Source organism: Candidatus Cryosericum terrychapinii (assembly GCF_003570925.1).
GTDB lineage: Bacteria > Caldisericota > Caldisericia > Cryosericales > Cryosericaceae > Cryosericum > Cryosericum terrychapinii.
This window is the reverse complement of sequence record NZ_QXIS01000012.1, coordinates 28,925-49,136: the sequence shown is the minus strand read 5'-3', so window position 1 is coordinate 49,136 and position 20,212 is coordinate 28,925. Positions and strand designations below refer to the sequence as shown.

The window sequence follows — 20,212 nt, the reverse complement described above, 5'->3', positions numbered from 1 at the left end:
CCAGTGCTCAATAGGGAAGAGTACATCCTTGACGAGAAACGACAGAAACATTGGTTGCTCACCTCTAAACTGCCATTGCGGAACCAGGAAGGCCGGATTATCGGTTTGGTAGGTATCGGTCGCGACATCACCGAGCGCAAACAGGCGGAGGAAGAGAACCAGCGGGAACGAGCGTTTTTCGACCGATTGGTGGAGTCAGCCCCGGAAGGCATTGCGATCGCCGATACCCAAGGTAGGATCATGCGAGTGAACGCCGAGTTCGTGCGCATGTTTGGCTATGGGGTTGATGAGGCCGTCGGACAATATCTCGACGACCTGGTGGCACCTCCCGCACGCCAGGAAGAAGCCGAGGCGCTAACAAGGTCTACCATTCAAGGCGGGAAGAACCTTCTGGAAACGGTGCGGCGCAGGAAGGACGGCACCCTCGTTGATGTATCCCTCATCGGCGCATCTATTCTGGTTGCAGGGAAGCAGGCGGCGGTCTACGCCATCTACCGTGATATCACGGACCGCAAGCGGGCGGAGGAGGCGCTGCGGGCAAGCGAGATGCGCTACCGCACCTTTATAAACGCCACGTCCGATCTCGTGTTTCTGAAGGACGAGTCCTTCCGCTACCTCATGAGCAACGAGGCGAACGACTCCTTCCTAGGCGCATCCGAAGGGAACGTGATCGGCCGCACGGACTTCGATCTCATGCCCAACGAGGCCGCCGAACACTGCCGAGCCAGCGATCAAGAGGCCTTGGAGAAGGGGAAGAGGATCACCACAGAGGAGTCCGTGGGCCCGAGAACCTACCAGACCATCAAGTTCCCGGTGCCCCTCCCGAGCGGGCGCGTGGGACTGGGCTGCTACATCCGCGACATCACCGAGCGCAAGCAGGCAGAAGAGGCGCGCGAATACGCTGAGGCTCAACTCCGTCAGTCCCAGAAGATGGAGGCCATCGGGACACTGGCAGGAGGGGTGGCGCACGACTTCAACAACCTGCTGACCGGCATCCTGGGCAACATCTCCCTCATGCGCAGCAGCCTTCCCCCAGCAGACCCGTTGCTGGAGAACCTGGACGCAGCCGAGACCGCCGCCTATCAGGCAGCCGATCTCACGAAAGGACTGCTGACCTTCGGCCGCAGCGCTATGATCCTACCGGTGCCCATCAGCATCACGGACGCGCTGGACGTGACCCTGGCACTGCTGAAGCAGTCTCTGCCGGCCACGATGGAGATCGTCCGCGACTACGGGCGGACAGTCTGGAACGTCCTGGTGGACCAGTCGCAGATGACACAGATCCTGCTCAACCTTGGGGTGAACGCGCGCGATGCCATGGAGGGCGAGGGGACACTGACGATATGCACCAGGAACGAGATTGTGGGAGAGGGATACCTCCAGACCCATCCGTTCGCACGCGCAGGGGAGTTCGTCCATCTCAGTGTCACGGACACGGGTCCGGGGATTCCACCAGCAATCCTGGAGCACCTCTTTGAGCCCTTCCATACGACCAAGCCGGTTGGATCCGGCACGGGGCTGGGCCTCTCCATCGTCTACGGAGCCGTCAAGCAGGCCGGCGGTTGGATCACAGCAGTGTCCACGGACGCTGGTGGGAAAAACACCCCTCGGATTGAAAGAACATCCTCGGGGGAACCCACCCCTCTCATTGGACAAACATGTTCAGGGAGAAACACCCCTCGGATTGAGAGAACATCCTCGGGGGCGACCTTCGACATCTATCTGCCTCGATGCCTGGAAAAACCCCCACAGTCGCTCCTTCCCAGTTCCCCTTCCGTGAACGTAGCCAGGGGAACAGTTCTGGTAGTCGAGGACGAGCCGGTCGTGCGGACGGTCGCTCAGGCTCTCCTGAGCAGGAGTGGGTACACGGTCCTGACAGCACCGGACGGGGCATCAGGCTTGAGCGTTCTGTGGGAGCACCTGGCGGACATCGGACTCATTCTGCTGGACATGACCATGCCGGGCATGACCACCAACGAGATTGTGCAGGCCATCAGAGCCGTGGATCCAACGGTCCCTATCCTGCTGAACTCCGGGTACACCTCCAACGACGCCGTCAGACGGATGCTCGCGGAGGGCAGTGTCCAAGGGTTCCTGGGCAAGCCATATGACCTGCACCAGCTGGTGAAGAATGTGCAGAAGCTGATCTCCAGAGGTTGATCGGTCTGCTGGACACAATGAGTCGATGCGCTCATGGCATAATGCAGCGAAAGGCGGTATGATTTAGTATCGGTCAAGGAGGTTGCCGCATGAGTGACAGGACAAAAATCTCGTTTATCGGCGGAGGTGTCATGGCCAATGCCTTCGTCGAATCGCTCCTCGCCAAGGGTATTGCGTCCGAGGATGACGTGATGGTCAGTTCTCGTAGTTGGGCTACGCTTGAGGTCATGCGCGAGCGACACCACGTTCACACGACACTCTCCAACTGTGAGGCAGTCCAGTTCGGGGATATTGTTCTCCTGGCGGTGAAGCCCCAGAATCTCGAGCGCGTCTTTGCCGACATCAAGGGAGCCATGCGGCCGGAACAGGTGCTGTTGTCCATTGTTGCTGGAGCCGGCATCGAAAAGCTGAGGGAAGGCACAGGTCATGACCGTATCGTGCGATGCATGCCCAACACACCCGCCCAGGTCGGTGCAGGGGTGAGTGTCTGGATGGCCAGCTCCCAGGTGGTGCAGGAGGACCGGACGCTGGTTCGTTCGGTACTTGGCGCAGTGGGTCTCGAGATCGAAGTCGACGAAGAGCGATACGTGGACATGGCGACGGCAGTGAGCGGCACCGGACCTGCGTACGTTTTCCTGTTCATCGAGGCTTTCATGGACGCAGCCGTGCACCTTGGGTTCCAGCGCGACATGGCGTTGGAGCTGGTGTTGCAGACAATGGAAGGCTCGCTCAAGCTCGCTCGGTCCAGCCAGAAACATGTTGCCGAGCTCAAGAACTCTGTTACGTCGCCGGGAGGGACCACTGCGGAAGCACTCTATGAGCTGGAGAAGGGCGGGTTCAGAACGGCCTTGTCGAAGGCCGTCTGGGCAGCCTACCAGCGTACCCTCACCCTCAAAGACTGACCGCTGTTCGGGGGGTCGGTTGGGAATGTCGATTCCCGGCAGTCACGTATGGGCCGGCGGAGACATCACGACCTCTCTGGCTGCTGGATAATCTGCCGGCAGATGCCGGGGAGTCAGGAACGCAGCCGAATACTGTCGACTGCTTGGCCACGGTCGATCAGTCCATCGCGTTCGAGTGCAGTCACAATGCGTTCCAGCCAGGGGCCATCGGTTTCTTCTTCCGTCGGGAACAGGAGGGTCTTAAGTTCTGTGAGCCCCATTGTCTGGTCAGACGGAAGGCCGCGCAGAAGCTCGACGATGCGGCCACGCCAGATACGGTTCGGTTTGCCCCGGTGAGAGGGCTCGGAAACTCGGGGCGGAATAGCCTCGGCAAGCCTGAACGCTGAACGGCAGGCCTTGGTGACGGGGCAGAACAGGCACCGGGGGGCACGTGCCGTACAGTACTGCGCCGCGATATCCATGCACGCTTGGTGCCACTCCGAACTGCGCCCGCGGGGATACACTTCACCGGCGACGTGCAGCAGCAGGGATTCAGGCATGACCTCGAGTGTTGTCGTGAGTTGCAGGAAAAGTCGACTGTATAGCCTGCGGATATTGACATCCAGTACGACGACGTCTCGGTGGAATGCAAATGAGAGGACGGCCGACACCGTGTAGGGGCCGAGACCCGGGAGTGACCGCAGGTCATCGGCGGTGTCCGGGAGAAGCCCGCCAAAGCGCTCGACGACGGCGCGTGCGCAATCTCGGAGCCGCAGAGCCCTGTTATTGTAACCCATGCCCTGCCATGCACGGATAATGGTCGCGTTGTCCGCGGCTGCGAGCGCGCTGAAGTCAGGATACTGCCGAAGGAAGAGGGGTAGTTTCTCCTGGATGCGAGCTGTCTGAGTCTGCTGGAGCATCGTCTCGGAAACGAGAACGACATAGGGGTCGGGATTGGGGACTCTCCACACAAAACGACGTGCGTGAGCCGCGTACCAGCCCAGAACCATTGCTTGCACGCGCTCCACGGTCGTCAGATCGACCGGGAGATCAGGGCCTGCTTTCCCTCCAGTCTTTCGAGTGGCGGCAGTCTCGATGTACGACGTGTCATCCGGGCGTTTCATGAATGTAGTATAGCAGGACAACTGTTTGCAGCGATAGTCCAGGCAGCGATCATGGATAAGACAACGTGGACCGTGTTGCCGGCCGCGCAGGGCAATGAAAGCAAAGAGTCAACGCCCCGTTGTAGCCCCCCATTCTCTCAACAAAGGGACTCACTGGGGTTGAGCTCTTGATGAAATTTCTGCGGCACGAAGAAAACGAAATCCCCGATCACGGTCACTGACCAGGGGTTGTCTATCATTCTATCCTACGGTGTGTACGTTATCGTTATCACCTGGGTAGTCCCATCCCATTGGACATCCAGTGCGAGTGCTTCCGCGACAAACCGGAGAGGAAGGAGTGTTCTTCCACTCTTGATGATCGGCACGACCTTGGAATCGGCGCTCGATGTTGACCGACGTACCATTGACCTTCGCAAAGGTATTGGGGAACAGATCGAAGACAGGTGCCGTTGATGCCAAGATGCTGTACACCCTCCATGTCCTGCTCACGGAAGAAGACTTCCGTATCCCGGAGATTGACGAGATAGCGGAACAGCTTGAGAAAGAAATGGAAGCATATGCAGAGGATCATGAGAAAACACAAGAAGTATAGTGACCCCCGAAAATTGGACAGTTGAATAAGGTGGATTTGCGCCCGCGTGCAAGTTGCGATACTATGGGAGGCAACCGTGGGACAGAACCGAAAGATCTATACCGCCGAATTCAAGTCCAAGGTCGCCATGGAGGCGATCCGGGGCGACGAGACCATCAACAGCATCGCCAAGAAGTACGAGATCCATCCGAAGCAGATATCCATCTGGAAAACGGAACTGATCGAAGGCGCAAAAGACATCTTTGATCGAAAGCGGGGCAAGAAGCCGGCAAGCGAAGAACCGGATCGGGAAGAACTTCTGAAGACGATCGGGCAGTTGAACGTCGAAAGCGACTTTCTCAAGAACAAATCTGGCTTGTTGCGTTGAGCAGAAGAAAGTGCTGATCAATCCGGAACACGCTACGCTCAGCGTCAGTCGCCAATGTGAGTTGCTGGAATTGCCACGCTCGACCTACTACTTTCAGCCAGCGGGTAAAACCTCGCTGAATCCGCAGTTGATGGTCAGGCTCGACGAGGAATAGACCCGTCATCCGTTGTACGGATACCGGAAGATGACCGAGTACCTTAACGAGTGCGGCTACCAGATCAATCGCAAAAGGGTTTCGAGATGGATGGGCGAGCTAGGTCTTTGGGCGATCTATCCCGGCCCGAAACTGAGCGCTCCAGGCAAGGACTCGAAGAAATACCCGTATCATGGGCGGACCGGAGTTGAAGAGATCGCTTAAGGAATACTTCATCTTTTACAACGAGGTAAGACCGCACCAGAGTCTGGGCTGTAAAACGGCGGGAAAGATATATCGAGAGGTGCTTGACATAAAGAGGAGGTACGTTAAGACAAATTAGCAAAGAGGACAGGGTAGGAACCCACCTTCATATACCCGGCTTTCTGTCCAACGATTGGGGTACTGTTCACAGGTAATGAAATCACTGTTCGAATATGAAGCTTTTTGCGGTCAATTCTATTGCATCTTTCAGGAAATCAATGAAAAGATTGGTGGCAGGAAAGAAAGTCTTTTGCTGCCTCTTAACAAGCGAGATGTTCCTTATGAGTCTCACCCCTTCCAGTCTTCTGGCGCAAAGCTCTTTATTCATTACGTTGTTTCTTACAGAAGCCCATGACAGGATACCTGAGCCAAAATCCTCTTCAACCATCTTTTTAATTACCTCAAGATTTTCGACTTCAAGGTACGGTGTGATATGGAATCCGAGTTTGCCAAACTCGCTGTCCATATAATTCCGTGTTGCAGAATTCCTTGCCCCTAATATCAGATTTTCACTCAATATCTCATTAACTGGAAGTATCTTTCTGTTAGCGAATTTATGTCTTGGAGACATTACGAAGACCAACTCATCTTTGAGCAGAGGAATTGATAGGAGGTCTTTTTCATTTTGCGCTTGATTGTCCTCCACCATGATGCCGAAATCTATCTCATTGCGTGCAATGTCCCCTACTATAATATCTCTTGCACTTGCATACTTCATTTTCATGGACAACGCAACGTTTGGATACCTCCTCTTGAAATTTCCAAGTATTCGGGGAAGGATATAGATACCGGCCACTATACTTGCCCCGAAATTTACCCTTCCCTTTAGAGGGTTATTGGATTCCTTAAGGGCTAAATCAGCTTCTTCCAATGCTGATAGTATCTTCTCGGCATAGATCATCAGTGTTTTGCCGGAGTCTGTGATGAAGATGTCTCTACCTATCCTTTCAAATAGCTCTGTACAGTACTCATTTTCAAGTGCCTTTATTTGAAAACTGATTGCAGGTTGTGTTAAACCAAGGACTTCCGCTGCCTTTGTGAAACTTCTGTACTGTGCAACGGTGTAAAATATCTTAAGCCTATCCATAAGCACCCAACCTCCTCTATCCTCTACATATAACGCTGTACAGATTTCTCAGCGGAAACCTCCTACATTATACTCTGCTTATCAGGACCCTTGGATGGTTCAGATACGGCTTCACTTCATCAGAAAAACGCAGGGCGACGAACAGCTGATCCGTGGTGATTTGCCTATTGTTCTCCATCGCAGACGCCAGGCCAAGTGCCAGCGCGAGCCTTAGGCACCGGCTGCATAGGTTACATCTTGAGAGAAGTCGTGTTGCCACGAGACATTGTAAGTGTCTTTCGAGGATGATGGGCAATTCGCAGATACAGTAGTCTCACGGTCTTTGAGGAATTTTCGGTATTCCTGACTATTCCCTATTTGATGTATAAGGTGTCCTTATCGAACACATTAAGATAATTAATTTGACAAATACATATGGCCGTCGTAGCATTTCTTGTCAGCTATATCAACCATGCTGATGGGGAGGTGAAATGTGGCCATAAGGGGAGACAACGAACCAAAAGCGCTCGTGACAATTCTCAATATTCTCATTTCTGTTCTTACCATGACGCTTGTCTCGGTTTCCAAGGGAGGACTCAAAGTTGCGGGGAGAGCCTCCTTAGCTCTATGTTTAGCTGCTTTTGTGCTATGGATTACAGAGCTATTTCCTCTAGTTGGTGTGTCTATGACGGACTACGGAAGCGAGATCCTTAAACGTGCAGCGACCAGCAATGATAGTGTGCTTGACAACTATCTGACCACGACCAGCGACAGTAGCTACTAAGGCAATAGGCGTTCGTGTACTTGTGTCGAGTACGCTTTCCATCTCTGCTGCTGCAGCCGTTCCGCGATTGAACTTCAGATACGAGACTATACATAGGGGGATTTCATGAGTATGAATGCTCCAACCGTGCAAAATGCAGGCTCGGAAAAGAAGATGGAAAAGAAGATGGACAAGAAAATCGCTACTTGGCGTTATGTCTTGGCAGTGTGCGGCGCTATCGGTTTCGCTCTGATTGCCGCGTACGCCCCGGCGAGCTTTGGTCTTACCCAAGCTGGGAAAACCATGTTGGGAATCTTGTTCTTCTTGCTTACATGGTGGATTGCCGAAATCTGCAGTTTCCTCGTCACTGGTTTCGTCGGAATGCTCTTGATGCTTCTATTCCAAGTTGCGGACATGCCGACCATTTTTTCCGGTTTTTCCAACAACATTTTCATATTCATGATCTTCGCTTTCACCATAGCCGTCGCGGTGACAAAGACTGGTCTTGGTAAGAGGATAGCCTATGCGGTAATAGCTAGGAGTAAGCCTACGTATACTGGCATAATGGTTACCTTTGTGCTAATCGGAGTGCTTCTCGCTGCTGTCATACCACTCGCGAACGCTTGTGTTGTCGTGTTGGGGACGATTGGATTGATGATCCTACCCGTATTCGGTCAAACAGAAGATACGAAAAGTAACATTGGACGGGGGCTCTTCACTATGTTGGGCCTCAGCACGCTTAATTCGGCAAATTGCTATCTCACTGGAGTGGGTGCCATCTTGGTAGTCGGTATTCTGGCAAAGGGTGGATATACCCTAAACTACTTGCAATGGTTGACAATGTTCCTGCCGGCATCTTTGATCGTTTCCATAATAGTGGCAGTAATTATACCACGGTTATTTCCACCAGAAGTCAAGAAAATTAGTGTCGAAAAATATAAAGAGTTCCAAGAAACACTGCACGGTTTAGGGCCGATGAGTGTGGAAGAGAAGAAGGCTGCAATCGTCGTTTCGATCACAATCTTCTTGTGGATCATCGGTAGCTTCATCAAACTGAATCTCATTACCGTAGGTGTGCTCGGCGGAGTCTTGCTCATGTTCCCTTTCATTGGCACAGTGACTGCTGATGACTTCAGCAAGAAGATTCCTTGGCCGGCCGTCTTCTTTACTGGCTTTTGTTTGACTCTGGGCTCTGTTCTGCAAGCGACCAAATTAACCGGCTTTTTGGTGAAGATAAGTAGTCCAGTAATGGTTTCGAGCTCTTTGCTCGTTTTTTGCCTGAAACTTGCCTTGCTTTCCATGGTGGTTCACATCCTTATCCCTGCTCCGCTGGCAGTACTAGCTACCTTCGTGCCAGTTATTATGGCTTCAGCTAAAGCGCAGAACTTTAGTGTCATCACAGCGGTGGTCGTGTTCATTATGGCTTCTAATGCGGCAATAATGGTTTATCAGAAGACACAGACGGTCATTGCCTTTGGTTTCAAACAGTTTGATACCCAAGATTTACTGAAACCGGGGCTTGTTACGGCTGCGCTTTGGTTACTCATGACCCCTCTTGTCGTTTTGTATCTGACGGCGATCGGTCTTTGAGCCCCACAGTTCGTAGACAGTTTTCTATAGACACCGTCGGCTAACTTTACACCGCTAGGTTCAACTATGAATTGGCTGAAAGGCAAAACAGACTTGTTTGTAGGCAGAGCTTTGTAACTTGAACTGCCCCGCCTGAAGAAGAGGGTTGCCCATGCAGATTCTTTGCCACCGTTGATTTGCCACAGAATTGTGGTACAGGGGTCTGTATGGGCTGGATAGAACCTAATTCAGGATGTCAAAGGTGGATACGTGGTCGAGGGCTGCCGCATGGAGAACGTGCTGAACGACAGCTACTCGATCGCCACGATGACTGAGACGGTACCGGAAAACTGCAGAGCGGGAGATCCCAGGTGGCAGGATCCCGCAGAGGCGCGCCGCTGGCACGGAGGGGATGTGATCCGGTACTTGGCCGATTTCTGTCGAGTATTAGGCAAAGTCAGATGGTACGGAAGTTCCTGGACAGAAGGAAGGTACTTGCATGTGAATGTCGATGGGAGTATGGCGGATGTGTTCCGCAACGACTGAGGCACTGAGGAGTATGCGCGTAGAGGACGGAGGAAGTCATCTTGGGAACTGGGCTGTACTGCGTGATGGTTGTTCTGGCTGTACTATTCATTGCATTTTTCCCACGGTTCTTCCCCTTGCAGTTCTCCCCTGCTCCATTAGTAGGCCTCGCGTAACTGACTGGAGGTATCGACGATGGGTATGACGATGGCGGAGAAAATCTTGGCTAGACACTCCGGGCGCAAAGTAGTGAGTGCAGGCGACTATGTTACCGCTGAGGTAGACCAGGTCTGTATCTATGACAGCATTGTTGAGTTGAATGAGGACATGGAACACGCAGGACTTGAGGGCGGTCTCACCAGAATCTGGGACAAGGATCGGATAGTGGTGCTGATTGATCACTCCTGCCCCGCCATGGACAAGAACGTTAATAGTGCAATCAAGCACGTCAAGGAACGCGAAATCGTGAAGAGACTGGGGCTTCCCCATTTCTTCGACGTTAAGGCCGGCATCTGTCACCAGGTCATGCTCGATAAGGGGTTTGTAGCCCCCGGCGAATTAGTTCTCGTGGCGGACTCCCATACCACCATCTACGGCGGCATCAACTGTGGAGGGACCGGCGTAGGTGAGCAGGAGCTTGCCTGGGTTCTGGCCAAGGGGAGTCTATGGTTCATGGTGCCGCCGGCAGTGAAGATGAACGTGAGTGGACGACTCGGGGTTGGGGTCATGGGCAAAGACGTGTTTCTCAAGGTCTCCGGTGACTATGGTGTCGAGGTGGGTTCGTACAAATCCATGGAATGGGGCGGTGACGCCATAAGTGCAATGAGTCTGGACGGTCGCATTTGTATTGCGAACCAGTCGGTCGAGCTCGGAGCAAAGTTCAGCCTGTTTGAGTGTGATCAGAAGGTCCTCGATTTTGTGACTCCGAGAGCCCGCAGACCGTTCACCCCCGTGGCTCCCGATGCCGATGCGGAGTACGAGAGCGTCATAGAGATTGACGGAGGGAAGATCGTTCCGCTCGTGGCCCAACCACATGGATTTGAGGTCGTGAAGCCTGCAGATCAGTACGAAAACGTACTCATCAATGAGGCGATCGTCGGCGGGTGCGCCAATGGTAGGCTTGAGGACATTGCGATGGCGGCAAAGATACTCAAGGGCAGGAAGGTCCACCATGATGTCCGTTGCATCATCGGACCAGCTTCCTGGGAGATATATATGGCAGCAATGAATGCCGGATATCTTCAGACTCTGATCGAGGCTGAATGCCTCGTTGTTCACCCTCACTGTGGACCATGCACAGGCGTGATGGGCACACTAGCTCCCGGGGAGGTGTGTATCACGTCTACTTCAAGGAACTTTAAGGGTCGCATGGGTAGCCCTGAAGCATTTATCTACCTTGCTTCGCCAGCCACGGTGGCAGCTTCCGCAGTTACTGGGCACATCACTGATCCCCGATGCTTCCTGTAAAGACAAGTAAACCTCCCTACGGCTACCTTTGACTGTGGGGAGACTCTGCGAGGTGAAGGTTATGGAAACAAAGATAGGAACAAAGATTTATCAGGGCAAGGCACACACGTTCGGCGACTCCATCAACACGGACGTCATTTCCCCCGGACGTTGGATGAGAGAGGGTCTGGAGGTTCTCAAGCTCCACACCATGGAAGCAGTTAGAAAGGACTTCTACAAAGATGTTACCCCGGGAGACATCATCGTAGCTGGTCGGAACTTCGGGTGTGGTTCACACAGAGAGCCTGCCAACTCAGTTATGAAGGTCTTGGGGATTTCAGCAATCGTCGCTGACTCGGTGGCGCGGCTTTACTTCCGCAACGGTATCGCGATGGGTATACCGGTATTCTCGGCTCCGGGCGTCAGCAAGATCGTCAATGAGGGCGACGAAGTGCAGGTAAAAGTAACCGAAGAGGCCGTCGAAGTCACAAACATCACGACGGGAGCCAAGGTTTTCGGTAAGCCTATCCCAGAAGTGATGCGTTCAGTCGTCGAGGCCGGCGGGATTCTAGCGCTCCTAAAGGCTGAGATGGAGCACGAGAAACAGACTTCTTCATAAGCCAACCAAACAAACAAAAGGGGTGAGATTATGGGTCGTACTATGGCTCTCAAGATTCTGGCACGTGGCGCCAAAAAGAAGGAAGTCGTTCCAGGTGAGATTGTCATCGTTGACGTGGATGCTGTATTCATGCATTCTCCGGACTACAAGTTCAAACACTTTGAGCAGATCGGTGGGGTGAAGGGTGTCTTCGACGGTGAGAAGGTCGTTATTTGCCCGGATCACCACCATTTCCTACCTGCGAACCAGAGGGATGCGAACACGGTAAAGTATATTGTCGAACAAGGTAAGCGCTATGGCGTCAAGTATATATATGGACCAGGCACTGGAATCGGTCACTACCTCATGGTTGAGCAGGGGCACGTGTGGCCCGGCGCAATTGCGGTTGGGTCGGATTCGCACACTACGGCCTATGGCTGCATCGGATGCCTGTCTTCGCCCATGAATTTCGAGATAACCGAAGTAATGCTTTCAGGAAAGGCCTGGTTCAAAACTCCTCCAACCATTTTCGTGAAGATTGAAGGGACGACCAAGCGAGGAGTCAGTGCCAGAGATGTTGCCCAGTACGTCCTGGGACAGTTGGGTGCCGATGGGGCGTTGTGGTCTGCGGTCGAATATGGTGGCTCTTACATCCACAGCCTCTCTGTTTGGCAGCGCATGATATTCAGTCTCCTCACTATTGAAGCTGGCGGCACCTACGGGCTGGTCGAACCCGACGAGACAACGCTGGAATTCATGAAAGGCCGCGCCAAACAGCCTTTCGAGCCTGTCTATAACGATCCCGATCCCGAGTACTCCAAGGTCATCGAGATCGATGTTTCTGACCTGGAGCCCCAGGTAGCTGTACCACCGCAGCCCAGCTTCACGAAGCTCCTTGCAGAGGTCGTGGGCAAGCCAATCCAGCAGGCGTATGTCGGCGGGTGCACGGGAGGAGGCATCGAAGACATGAGGATGGCTGCTGAAGTGTTGAAGGGCCGGAAGGTCAATCCGGACGTGAGGCTCCTCATAGTTCCTGGGACTCGAGAGATGTATGGGCAGGCCATCAAGGAAGGACTTGTGGATGTGTTCAATCAGGCGGGTGCCGTGGTCACTCCGGCATATTGCGGACCGTGCCAGCAGCTTTGTGTAGGTAATCTGGCTGACGGGGACACCGAGATTGGCACTCATCCGCGCAACCTGCCGGGCCGCGCGGGTACGGCTACGTCGATCTTCCTCGCTTCACCTTACACGGTAGCTGCTTCGGCTGTCGAGGGCAAGATTACAGATCCCAGGGTCTTCCTTTCTTGACCCCGGATCAAATACACTTGAGAGGTGACTAGAATGGGTTATTTGAGAGGCAAAGTGTGGACGTTCGGCGATCACGTCAACTCGGAGAGCATCATGGCGTCGGGATACGAGGGACAGATGGACCTTGCGCTGGCGCACGTGCTCGAGTACTACGATCCTGAGTTCCCAAAGCTTGCTAAACCAGGCGACTTTATCGTTGGGGGCCGCAACTTTGGAGCTTCGTCTGGCAGGCCTGCGGGCGAGGTGATTCGAGAAAAGGGTATCAAGGCCATCATCTGTGAAAGTGCAGGTCGTGTCTTCTTCCGAAACACTTGGAACATGGCGCTCCCAGTGTTGGTCTGCCCCGGAGTTCGGTCGAAGTTCGAGAAAGGCGACGAGATAGAGGTCGACATCGATGCTGGGCTCGTTCGAGTAGTGAAGACCGGCGAGGTGCTCAAGTGTGAAGAAATTCCCTGGATTCTGAAGGATATCTACAAGGCTGGCGGGATGGTCGGGTGGATCCGCAGCAGGCGGAAGGAGTACAAAACGCTCGATCAATCTGAACCGCCGACGAAGGTGTTGAAAGATGGGTAATCACATGTCGGTACCTGAAGGAGAACTGGAGCTGCGCTGGAAACGACTCCGAGAACGGGCTGCTGCCGACGGCTTCGATGGTCTATTGGTCTTTTCCAACCAAATCAACCAGACGTACATTCACTACGCGGCCAACTATACTTTGCTGGGGGACAGGAGCTACTTCTTTCTGCCGATGACCGGCGAACCTACGCTTCTGATCGGGGCAGCGTGGGATCTCCAACATGCAGTGTCGGAATCGGGGCTCTCGGATGTTCGGCCGCTGATGCATGGATGCAACAAGGAGATCATCTCGGTCGTGAAGGCGGGGACGAAAGGCAAGACTGCCGTAGCCGGGATGGAGATGCTCAACGAGAAGGATCTGGCTGAATTCAAGACTGAGTTCGGCGAAAACTTTGTCCAAGGCACGGACCTCCTAGAAGAGGTTGCTTTGGTGAAGACCGACTTTGAACTGGGTCTGATCCGAAAGGCTGCCGAAATGGCGGATGCGGCTTTTCTGAAAGTGGTGGAGACCGCCAAGGAAGGTATGCTTGACTATCACATCATGGCCGAGATTGATTACACGATGAAGAAGATGGGCGCGACCGACAACTTCCAGATGTCGTCTATAGGGCGGGACAGCACCGGTATGCTCCTCCCGTATGGGAAGAAGCTGGAGAAAGGCGACATCTTCCTGTTCGAGATGACTCCGGCGTATAGGTCGGTTACGTATTCCGCCCAGCTTTGCAGGACAGCCGTGTACGGCGAACTACCTCCGTTGTTTTACGAGAAGTATGACATCTTGGTAAGGGCCTTGGAAGAATCCCTGAAGATCATAAAGCCAGGGGCCAGGATTGCTGACGTTGCGAAGATCCAGAACGACATCATTGGCAAAGCCGGATACGCTGAGTACTGCCGTCCGCCTTACATGCGGTCGAGAGGTCACGGCTTCGGCCTCGGTCGCGTTGAAGTGGACGACGAATGCCCTCTCACTTTCCAGAAGAACATGAGTCTCGTGATCCACCCGAACCAATTTATCCCCGAGACCGGCTACCTGGCTTTGGGTGACCACATCATCGTCACCGAGACCGGTTTCGAACGGCTTCTCAAGACGAAACCGATGATCTACACATGTGGAGGTGGAAATCAATGAGCTATACGAAACTCCCCGTACTACGTCATGGGTATATGGCCCGCCACCCTCACCTGATCCCAGATGAGGCAATCGTGGTCCGCAACTCGGTCGTAAGGACCATGATGATGTCCAACAACGTCCAGGCGCTGGTCATATTTTCGGACGCCATCCACAACGCGCCAGGATGTTACCTCACCAACTACCCGTGCTACGGCCTTGGCAGAGAGAGTGTGACAGTCCTTGGGCTGAACGAAGGACCGTTTCTCTTCACTACCGAGCCGCTGCGAAATCTTCCCAAAGTCGACCGCTTTACCACCTGCCCAGTCGAGAAGGTCAATCCTGCCAGCAAGTTCATCGCGGACGGTTGCGCCAAAGCGAAAGAGCTCGCAGGGGAGGGAGGTGCGATCGGCCTCGTCGGTACGAGTGCCATGCCCGTCAGGCGATCGGGCGCTGTAAAGAAGAACCTAGAAGGGCGATCTGTGGTGGACGTTACTGCCGAGTTTGAGAAGAGTATCTCGTCTAAGGACTCTACGAGTCTCAAGTGCATCGGTGCCGCTCTCAAACGAGCAAGAATGGGCTTTGATACACTGAGAGAGAAGGCTCAGACGGGTGCTGATGTCGCCCGGGACTCCACTCAGCTCGCGGCGTACGTGGACTATGTGCTTCGACGCGAGGGATGTGAGGACACTAACATCCTCATCAGCATTGCTGGCAGTCCTAGCTCACGGGTTGGGCAGAGAGTCGGCTACCCCGACGGCTCTAACCTCCACGCGGGCGACATTGTGATGGCATTCGTCGGAGCCCAGTACGCTAGGCACTGGGGAGTTGTTGCCGAGGTCTTCAAACTGGGCCCCATGACTGACAAGGAGGTAGAGGCCTTAAGTGCTCTGGAGAGTCTGAAAACAACGCTACCATCGAAAGTCAAGGCCGGGATGACCCTGGCACAGGTAAGGGTTGCTGCGGAGAGCGTAGCGAAGAAAATTGGCGTGACGCTGGTCTCAGACGTACCCGCGGCTGAAGGCATTGGGTTCGATATGGACGAGTACCCGTCCAAGGAGACCGACAAGGTGGAAGAAGATACTGTGCTCCTTGTCTCTCTATGTTCTGAATTCGGTAAGAGCGTTGGGACGATGATGACGTCGGGCATGCTGCTCTGCGGAGCAAAGGATGGAAGGTGGCTGTAGTGAGTGATAGATTTCACATTGACACCAAGAAGAGCGATGTGCTTGTTATCGGCGCTGGTGGTGCTGGTGCCAGAGCGGCTCTTGCGGCTGCCATGGCCGGGGCCGCCGTCACCCTCGTGAGCCGCTCTCCCCTGGGACAAGGGGGACTCACTCCATCTGGTAACGGAGGGTACCATGCAGCCATGTGGCCCGGCGACTCACCCGAAATCCACGCTGAAGACCTCATAAGTATGGGCTGCTACCTGAATGATCCCGACTTGGTGTACACCATGACGTCAGAGGCGCCTATGAGAGCCAAGGAACTGGCTGAGTTTGGCGCCAAGGTCAACTTCAACATTCCGCCCAAGCCTGCCGAACCCCAGATGAGATTCCCAAGATCACTATTCTGCCCTGGGCGGGAGATATTGCGTACGCTGAACGGCAAGTTGAGGGGTATGTCTAATGTTACTATCCTCGAAAACCATCTGGCAACGAGACTTCTGGTTAGCAAGGGTCGGGTGGTCGGTGCCGTGACGCTCGGCCTGTCGGATGGGACGATACGTGTCTGTACCGCCAAGACGGTCGTCTTGGCGGCCGGAAGCCTCGGAGAGCTATACCCTCTAACCTCGCAGGAGCCGATGGGTGTCCCCACTGGAAGCACGGGGACGGGATACGCCATGGCCGCGTGGGCTGGCGCCGAACTGGTGGACATGGAGGAGATTCAATTCGCGATTACGCCTGCCCGAGGACCGAATCGGGGCATGCGCTGCTTGCCATGGGCCAAGATGGTCAACGCAAAAGGCGAAGAATTCGTGACCCCTGGGGAGGGGCCTTACTCTGATATCGTTGCCCGTGATGTTTGGCGAGAGATTTCGGAGGGCCGCGGGCCAGTCATCATGGATCTGAGAGGTGAATTGAGGGATACGTCCCGCAAGATGGACCCGGTCACTGAGCTCCGAGGGAAGATTCTTGACGATATGGAAGCTATGCCGTGGCAGAAGCCCGTTGAGGTCGGAATTGGATCCCTGTACTGTATGGGTGGCGTGAGAATCAACAAGGACACACAGACTTCGCTGCCGGGCCTGTTTGCCGCAGGCGAGGTCTCCGGGAACGTGCACGGCGGGCGACGAGTCAGCGGGAACGCGTTCCCAGAGATGATCGTGTTTGGTGCCAGAGCCGGTGAGGCGGCCTCCAAGGAAGCTCTTGCGATGCTCTCTGTTCCTGAGGCTGACCAAGATCAGGTAAACAGCGAGGTTGACTATCTCAACACTTTAGTTGAGGGCTCAAAGACGGGGAGCGTCGACCATCGGGAAATCCGCAAAGAGGTGCGCGATATCATGTACAAGGATGCTCACATGTTCAGGAATGAGACGGACCTTACTGCGGGGTTGCAGCGTATTGATGAAGTCAAAGCCATGCTGCCGAAGCTCGCTTGCGGTCAGGGGCTGATCTATAACCTTGATCTGGTCGGCTGCATTGATGCGAGAGCGATGGTCACTACAGCGGGCGCGGTCTTGACGGCGGCCTTAGCTCGTAAGGAGTCAAGAGGAGCACACTACCGGACCGACTACCCTGAGCTCAGCACTGAAGTCAACCACACTGTCCTGCGGAGCATGGACGATGGTTGGGATGTACGTCTAGTTCCAGTCTCTCCCGCGAGGAGGTAGTGCGATGACCTATGCCACTCTGGAAGTGTTTAGACAAGATGCTTCGTTGGGAATAGCGCCACATTTTGACATCTTCAAGGTTCCACTTGACGAAAAGGACAAGACGACAGTTCTCGAGGCGCTGGAATACATTCTCATGAACCTTGACAGCAGTCTGGGTTTCAGGCGCTATTGCTGTGGACTGCAATCCTGCAACTCATGTCTAATGGAGATCGATGGCAAGGCCGCGCCGGCGTGCCATACTCTGGTCGAGGGTGGGAGAACAACGCGCGTGAAGCCGTTGGAGGGTAAGGTAGCTAGAGACCTAATAGTAGATAAGTAGGTGAGACAGATACGTCCTCCAACAGCCTCAATCACGGATGAAGGCTTAGAAGACCGAAAATGTCTTGCAGTTGTCTCCACCCTGTTGTGAACGCAAAAGTGCATTTTGAGATTCTGATGAGTGCCCGTTCTGCTTGCAGCGATGAGTTGTCGAGCCGTGTTTCTGAGACAGCGTGCGGCCAGCGTATTCGTTCCTTCAAAGCTTTACGGGCACTCTTGACGCCCCGACTTTCCGTGCGGACAGTTTCAGCATAGAGAGGCCAGACGCATACCCCCTGAGATTGTCTCAGGCCGCGAATACTGCTTGGCCGGTTACGATCGTTGCGACGGATTCTTGCTCACCTTTGCACCTGCGTGGTGTCGATCCTCATAAGGTACGTAGGCGCAACTCGTTGGGAATGAACCAGCAAGCTGCCGAACTATGTCGGTTACGTCCGCTCGCCCTGCTCTTACCTCGCGTGAGTGCCGTACCTTCAACCTCAGCCGGGCTTCAATTGCGGCTCGAACGTCTCCCTCTTTCAGTAGAGGGTCTTCGCTGTCTGTTCCTGTGTATTGCTGCACGACGTGCCGCTGCACATTCCGTAGTAACGTGGGGCATGGTTGTGTCGGGACAGTATCCGGCTCATGTCACGCCTAGTTGTTGCGCGTCAAGTCGCCAGAGAACGTCGGTGGACCATCACGCCGTAGACCCATCTAGGATGTACGCATAGTTCCCACGTTTCTTGATCGACGGGGGTTGTCTTCTCTTGGCAATTTCATCCAGCTGTTCCTGGCAGAGGAGGATTTCATGATACAAGCTTGCCAGGTCTAGTTCTGTCGCTATTGATCGTAGCTTGTTCTTTGTCTCTTCTGAGACATCCTCCCGCGTCAGCATGCGTGCACAGGGTGTTTGTGCTTGGTCATACACCTTAGTAATGTGGCTTCCACCCCTCTCCATGTGGAGGAGCTTCTGGCTGGGAAGGAACCAGTTCACCAGGAGATGCAGTGCCTTGTACGGCCGTTTCACCAGATCAATCTCAGCATAGGTGTCATGCCGGTCATATCCAACAAACTTCCGGATGACGGAGTTCCCTTCTCTTGTGAGCTCCATTCCCGCCACTCTGTTCTCATCTGAAGGACCGGCACTCTTCTGTTACCCTTCACCTCTTTGTTCTCATGAGTTGACGGAGACATTTCACGTCCATTATTGATGAGTCGACGCGGGGGAATTGCAAACCAGGGAAGCTTCCCTATCATGCAAGAGACCGCTGGCAATCAATGCCCTCCTTCCCAGCGGTCACTTTTCCCAGTATCGGTGAGCCAAGCGTTCACCGGCTCCCAGGTATCACCGCTGTCTGCAGAACGGAAGACGCCGCTGCCGTACGTACCAGCGTACAGGATGGAGGGCGTGACAGGATCAATGACAAGAGCGGTGACAGGCGAACTCGTGGTGGCGAAACTGGTGTTCAACGCTGTCCACATGTCACCACCGTCCGTGGAGCGGAAGACTTGGGTACCAGTGCTGGTATACAGCGTCGATGGCACCTTGGGGTTGATGGCAAGAACCGAGACAGGACCTCCATACAGTGGCACTTGTATCCAAGTATCCGTCTCTGCTGCCTGTACGGCGGGGGCACGAACCAGCGCACTCGAAAGGCTCAGGGCAAGACATAAGACCAGAATCAACATGACGGACAGACACGTGACCCACTTTTGAGTTCTCAGTTGTTTCATTGCTCTCCTCCTCTTGGATGTGCCAAGAACGTACTTGACCCTTCGCTTCTGGTTCTCTTCTCTGCTACAGACTTGCAGAGCGCCGCGGTCTGGGGGTCCGTACATGTCATCCATTTATCCCCTCACATCCTCTCACCGCATGACTACATCGGTCACGAATGAGATATTCATATCGTAGTACAATAATGTCCCAACTTCATCGCCATATTGGTCACGAATGACACAATCCAATGCGTTCACATGGACAACAGAGTCAGCGTAGACGTGCTTCATGGATGCTGTGGTGAAACGGAAAGGATCGCCAACTTGTTGCGTTGACACATGCGGCGCAGACGGACATACTGAGAACACGGCCGGTCGCTTGAATGACCGACAGCAGACACAGGAGGAACATATGGAAGAGATCAAACGAATTGCCGTCGGTGATATCGCGCCTGACTTTACCTTGAACGACAACCGGAAGCGGCCTATTCACTTGGCCGACTATCGGGGAAAGAAGGTTCTGCTGTCCTGGCACCCCCTTGCATGGACGAAAGTGTGTGCCGAGCAGATGAAAGCGCTCGAAGCTCACCTCGCGGACTTCTCCCGCCTCAACACGGTCGCACTCGGTATGAGCATCGATCCCGTTCCGTCGAAGAATCAATGGGCCAAACAGTTGCTCATCGCCGAGACCATGCTGTTGTCCGACTTCTGGCCCCATGGAGGCGTGGCGCTTACGTATGGGCTGTTCCGCGACGTTGAGGGATACTCCGAGCGTGCCAACGTGCTCATTGACGCATCGGGCAATGTCACCTGGGTGAAGGTCTATCCCGTCCACGACCTGCCCGACATCGACGAAGTACTGGGGCACTGTGCAGAGTGATCA

At 54.2% G+C, this 20,212-nt stretch carries 20 protein-coding genes; 15 read left to right on the top strand and 5 right to left on the bottom strand.

The genetic code is table 11. From position 1 onward, the window contains the following. Together SMC7_RS02365 and proC are read left to right on the top strand one after the other, a co-directional pair. The coding region (locus tag SMC7_RS02365) for a PAS domain S-box protein (RefSeq protein WP_126850708.1) at positions 1-2,160 on the top strand (2,160 nt) is incomplete at its 5' end. Between the two features lie 89 nt (positions 2,161-2,249). Next, on the top strand, positions 2,250-3,062 hold the full coding sequence (gene proC / locus SMC7_RS02360; protein ID WP_119088780.1) for a pyrroline-5-carboxylate reductase: 813 nt from the start codon (positions 2,250-2,252) through the stop codon (positions 3,060-3,062). Positions 3,063-3,175: 113 nt separating this feature from the next. Here the strand turns inward: proC and SMC7_RS02355 are convergent, their stop codons facing one another. Both SMC7_RS02355 and SMC7_RS07605 read right to left on the bottom strand, forming a co-directional pair. Further along, positions 3,176-4,165: an A/G-specific adenine glycosylase gene (locus SMC7_RS02355; protein WP_119088779.1), complete on the bottom strand. Its 990-nt coding sequence runs from the start codon at positions 4,163-4,165 to the stop codon at positions 3,176-3,178. A gap of 245 nt (positions 4,166-4,410) precedes the next feature. Further along, entirely contained in the window at positions 4,411-4,569 is a 159-nt protein-coding gene (locus tag SMC7_RS07605; RefSeq protein ID WP_119088778.1) for a stalk domain-containing protein, read from the bottom strand. Here SMC7_RS07605 and SMC7_RS02345 point away from each other — a divergent pair. The 3 genes from SMC7_RS02345 (at position 4,551) to SMC7_RS07600 (ending at position 5,482) form a co-directional block, all read left to right on the top strand. Next, positions 4,551-4,757 (top strand): hypothetical protein, encoded by a 207-nt coding sequence (locus SMC7_RS02345; RefSeq protein WP_207798699.1) that lies wholly within the window; start codon positions 4,551-4,553, stop codon positions 4,755-4,757. The genes SMC7_RS07605 and SMC7_RS02345 overlap by 19 nt on opposite strands. 76 nt (positions 4,758-4,833) lie before the next feature. After that, the gene (locus tag SMC7_RS02340) at positions 4,834-5,124 is read left to right on the top strand and encodes a transposase (protein WP_119088776.1); all 291 of its coding nucleotides are present in this window, start codon (positions 4,834-4,836) and stop codon (positions 5,122-5,124) included. 166 nt (positions 5,125-5,290) lie between these two features. Further along, positions 5,291-5,482, top strand: a complete 192-nt coding sequence (locus SMC7_RS07600) for an IS3 family transposase (protein WP_413814580.1) — start codon at positions 5,291-5,293, stop codon at positions 5,480-5,482. A gap of 199 nt (positions 5,483-5,681) precedes the next feature. On the opposite strand, the gene SMC7_RS02325 is transcribed toward SMC7_RS07600, so the two are convergent. Continuing rightward, the gene (locus SMC7_RS02325) at positions 5,682-6,608 is read right to left on the bottom strand and encodes a LysR family transcriptional regulator (protein ID WP_119088773.1); all 927 of its coding nucleotides are present in this window, start codon (positions 6,606-6,608) and stop codon (positions 5,682-5,684) included. An 868-nt stretch (positions 6,609-7,476) separates the two neighbouring features. On the opposite strand from SMC7_RS02325, the gene SMC7_RS02315 reads away from it, so the two are divergent. From SMC7_RS02315 to SMC7_RS02270, 9 genes are all read left to right on the top strand, one after another. Continuing rightward, entirely contained in the window at positions 7,477-8,940 is a 1,464-nt protein-coding gene (locus tag SMC7_RS02315) for an SLC13 family permease (RefSeq protein WP_119088771.1), read from the top strand. A gap of 699 nt (positions 8,941-9,639) precedes the next feature. Further along, the gene (locus SMC7_RS02305; RefSeq protein WP_119088769.1) at positions 9,640-10,911 is read left to right on the top strand and encodes an aconitase/3-isopropylmalate dehydratase large subunit family protein; all 1,272 of its coding nucleotides are present in this window, start codon (positions 9,640-9,642) and stop codon (positions 10,909-10,911) included. 61 nt (positions 10,912-10,972) lie between these two features. Beyond that, entirely contained in the window at positions 10,973-11,509 is a 537-nt protein-coding gene (locus SMC7_RS02300; RefSeq protein ID WP_119088768.1) for a 3-isopropylmalate dehydratase, read from the top strand. A gap of 30 nt (positions 11,510-11,539) precedes the next feature. Then, a complete protein-coding gene (locus tag SMC7_RS02295; protein ID WP_119088767.1) occupies positions 11,540-12,796 on the top strand; it encodes a 3-isopropylmalate dehydratase large subunit in 1,257 nt (418 codons plus the stop codon). Positions 12,797-12,829: 33 nt separating this feature from the next. Beyond that, positions 12,830-13,369 carry a 3-isopropylmalate dehydratase small subunit gene (leuD, locus tag SMC7_RS02290; protein ID WP_119088766.1) on the top strand — a complete coding sequence of 180 codons (540 nt, stop codon included), beginning with the start codon at positions 12,830-12,832 and terminating at the stop codon, positions 13,367-13,369. Continuing rightward, entirely contained in the window at positions 13,362-14,501 is a 1,140-nt protein-coding gene (locus SMC7_RS02285) for a M24 family metallopeptidase (protein WP_119088765.1), read from the top strand. Before leuD ends, SMC7_RS02285 begins: the two co-directional genes overlap by 8 nt. Then, positions 14,498-15,667: a M24 family metallopeptidase gene (locus SMC7_RS02280; protein WP_165845065.1), complete on the top strand. Its 1,170-nt coding sequence runs from the start codon at positions 14,498-14,500 to the stop codon at positions 15,665-15,667. The genes SMC7_RS02285 and SMC7_RS02280 overlap by 4 nt, the downstream gene beginning before the upstream one ends. Continuing rightward, positions 15,667-17,313: an FAD-binding protein gene (locus tag SMC7_RS02275; protein WP_126850707.1), complete on the top strand. Its 1,647-nt coding sequence runs from the start codon at positions 15,667-15,669 to the stop codon at positions 17,311-17,313. The genes SMC7_RS02280 and SMC7_RS02275 overlap by 1 nt, the downstream gene beginning before the upstream one ends. A 4-nt stretch (positions 17,314-17,317) precedes the next feature. Then, the gene (locus SMC7_RS02270; protein WP_119088762.1) at positions 17,318-17,635 is read left to right on the top strand and encodes a 2Fe-2S iron-sulfur cluster-binding protein; all 318 of its coding nucleotides are present in this window, start codon (positions 17,318-17,320) and stop codon (positions 17,633-17,635) included. A gap of 675 nt (positions 17,636-18,310) precedes the next feature. On the opposite strand, the gene SMC7_RS02265 is transcribed toward SMC7_RS02270, so the two are convergent. Together SMC7_RS02265 and SMC7_RS02260 are read right to left on the bottom strand one after the other, a co-directional pair. Continuing rightward, positions 18,311-18,724, bottom strand: coding sequence for a hypothetical protein (locus SMC7_RS02265; RefSeq protein WP_126850706.1), 414 nt, complete (start codon positions 18,722-18,724; stop codon positions 18,311-18,313). 164 nt (positions 18,725-18,888) lie between these two features. After that, on the bottom strand, positions 18,889-19,347 hold the full coding sequence (locus SMC7_RS02260; protein ID WP_119088760.1) for a WD40/YVTN/BNR-like repeat-containing protein: 459 nt from the start codon (positions 19,345-19,347) through the stop codon (positions 18,889-18,891). A 394-nt stretch (positions 19,348-19,741) separates the two neighbouring features. Between SMC7_RS02260 and SMC7_RS02255 the strand changes: the two genes are divergently transcribed. Next, positions 19,742-20,209 carry a redoxin domain-containing protein gene (locus SMC7_RS02255; protein WP_207798698.1) on the top strand — a complete coding sequence of 156 codons (468 nt, stop codon included), beginning with the start codon at positions 19,742-19,744 and terminating at the stop codon, positions 20,207-20,209. Positions 20,210-20,212: the final 3 nt, after the last annotated feature.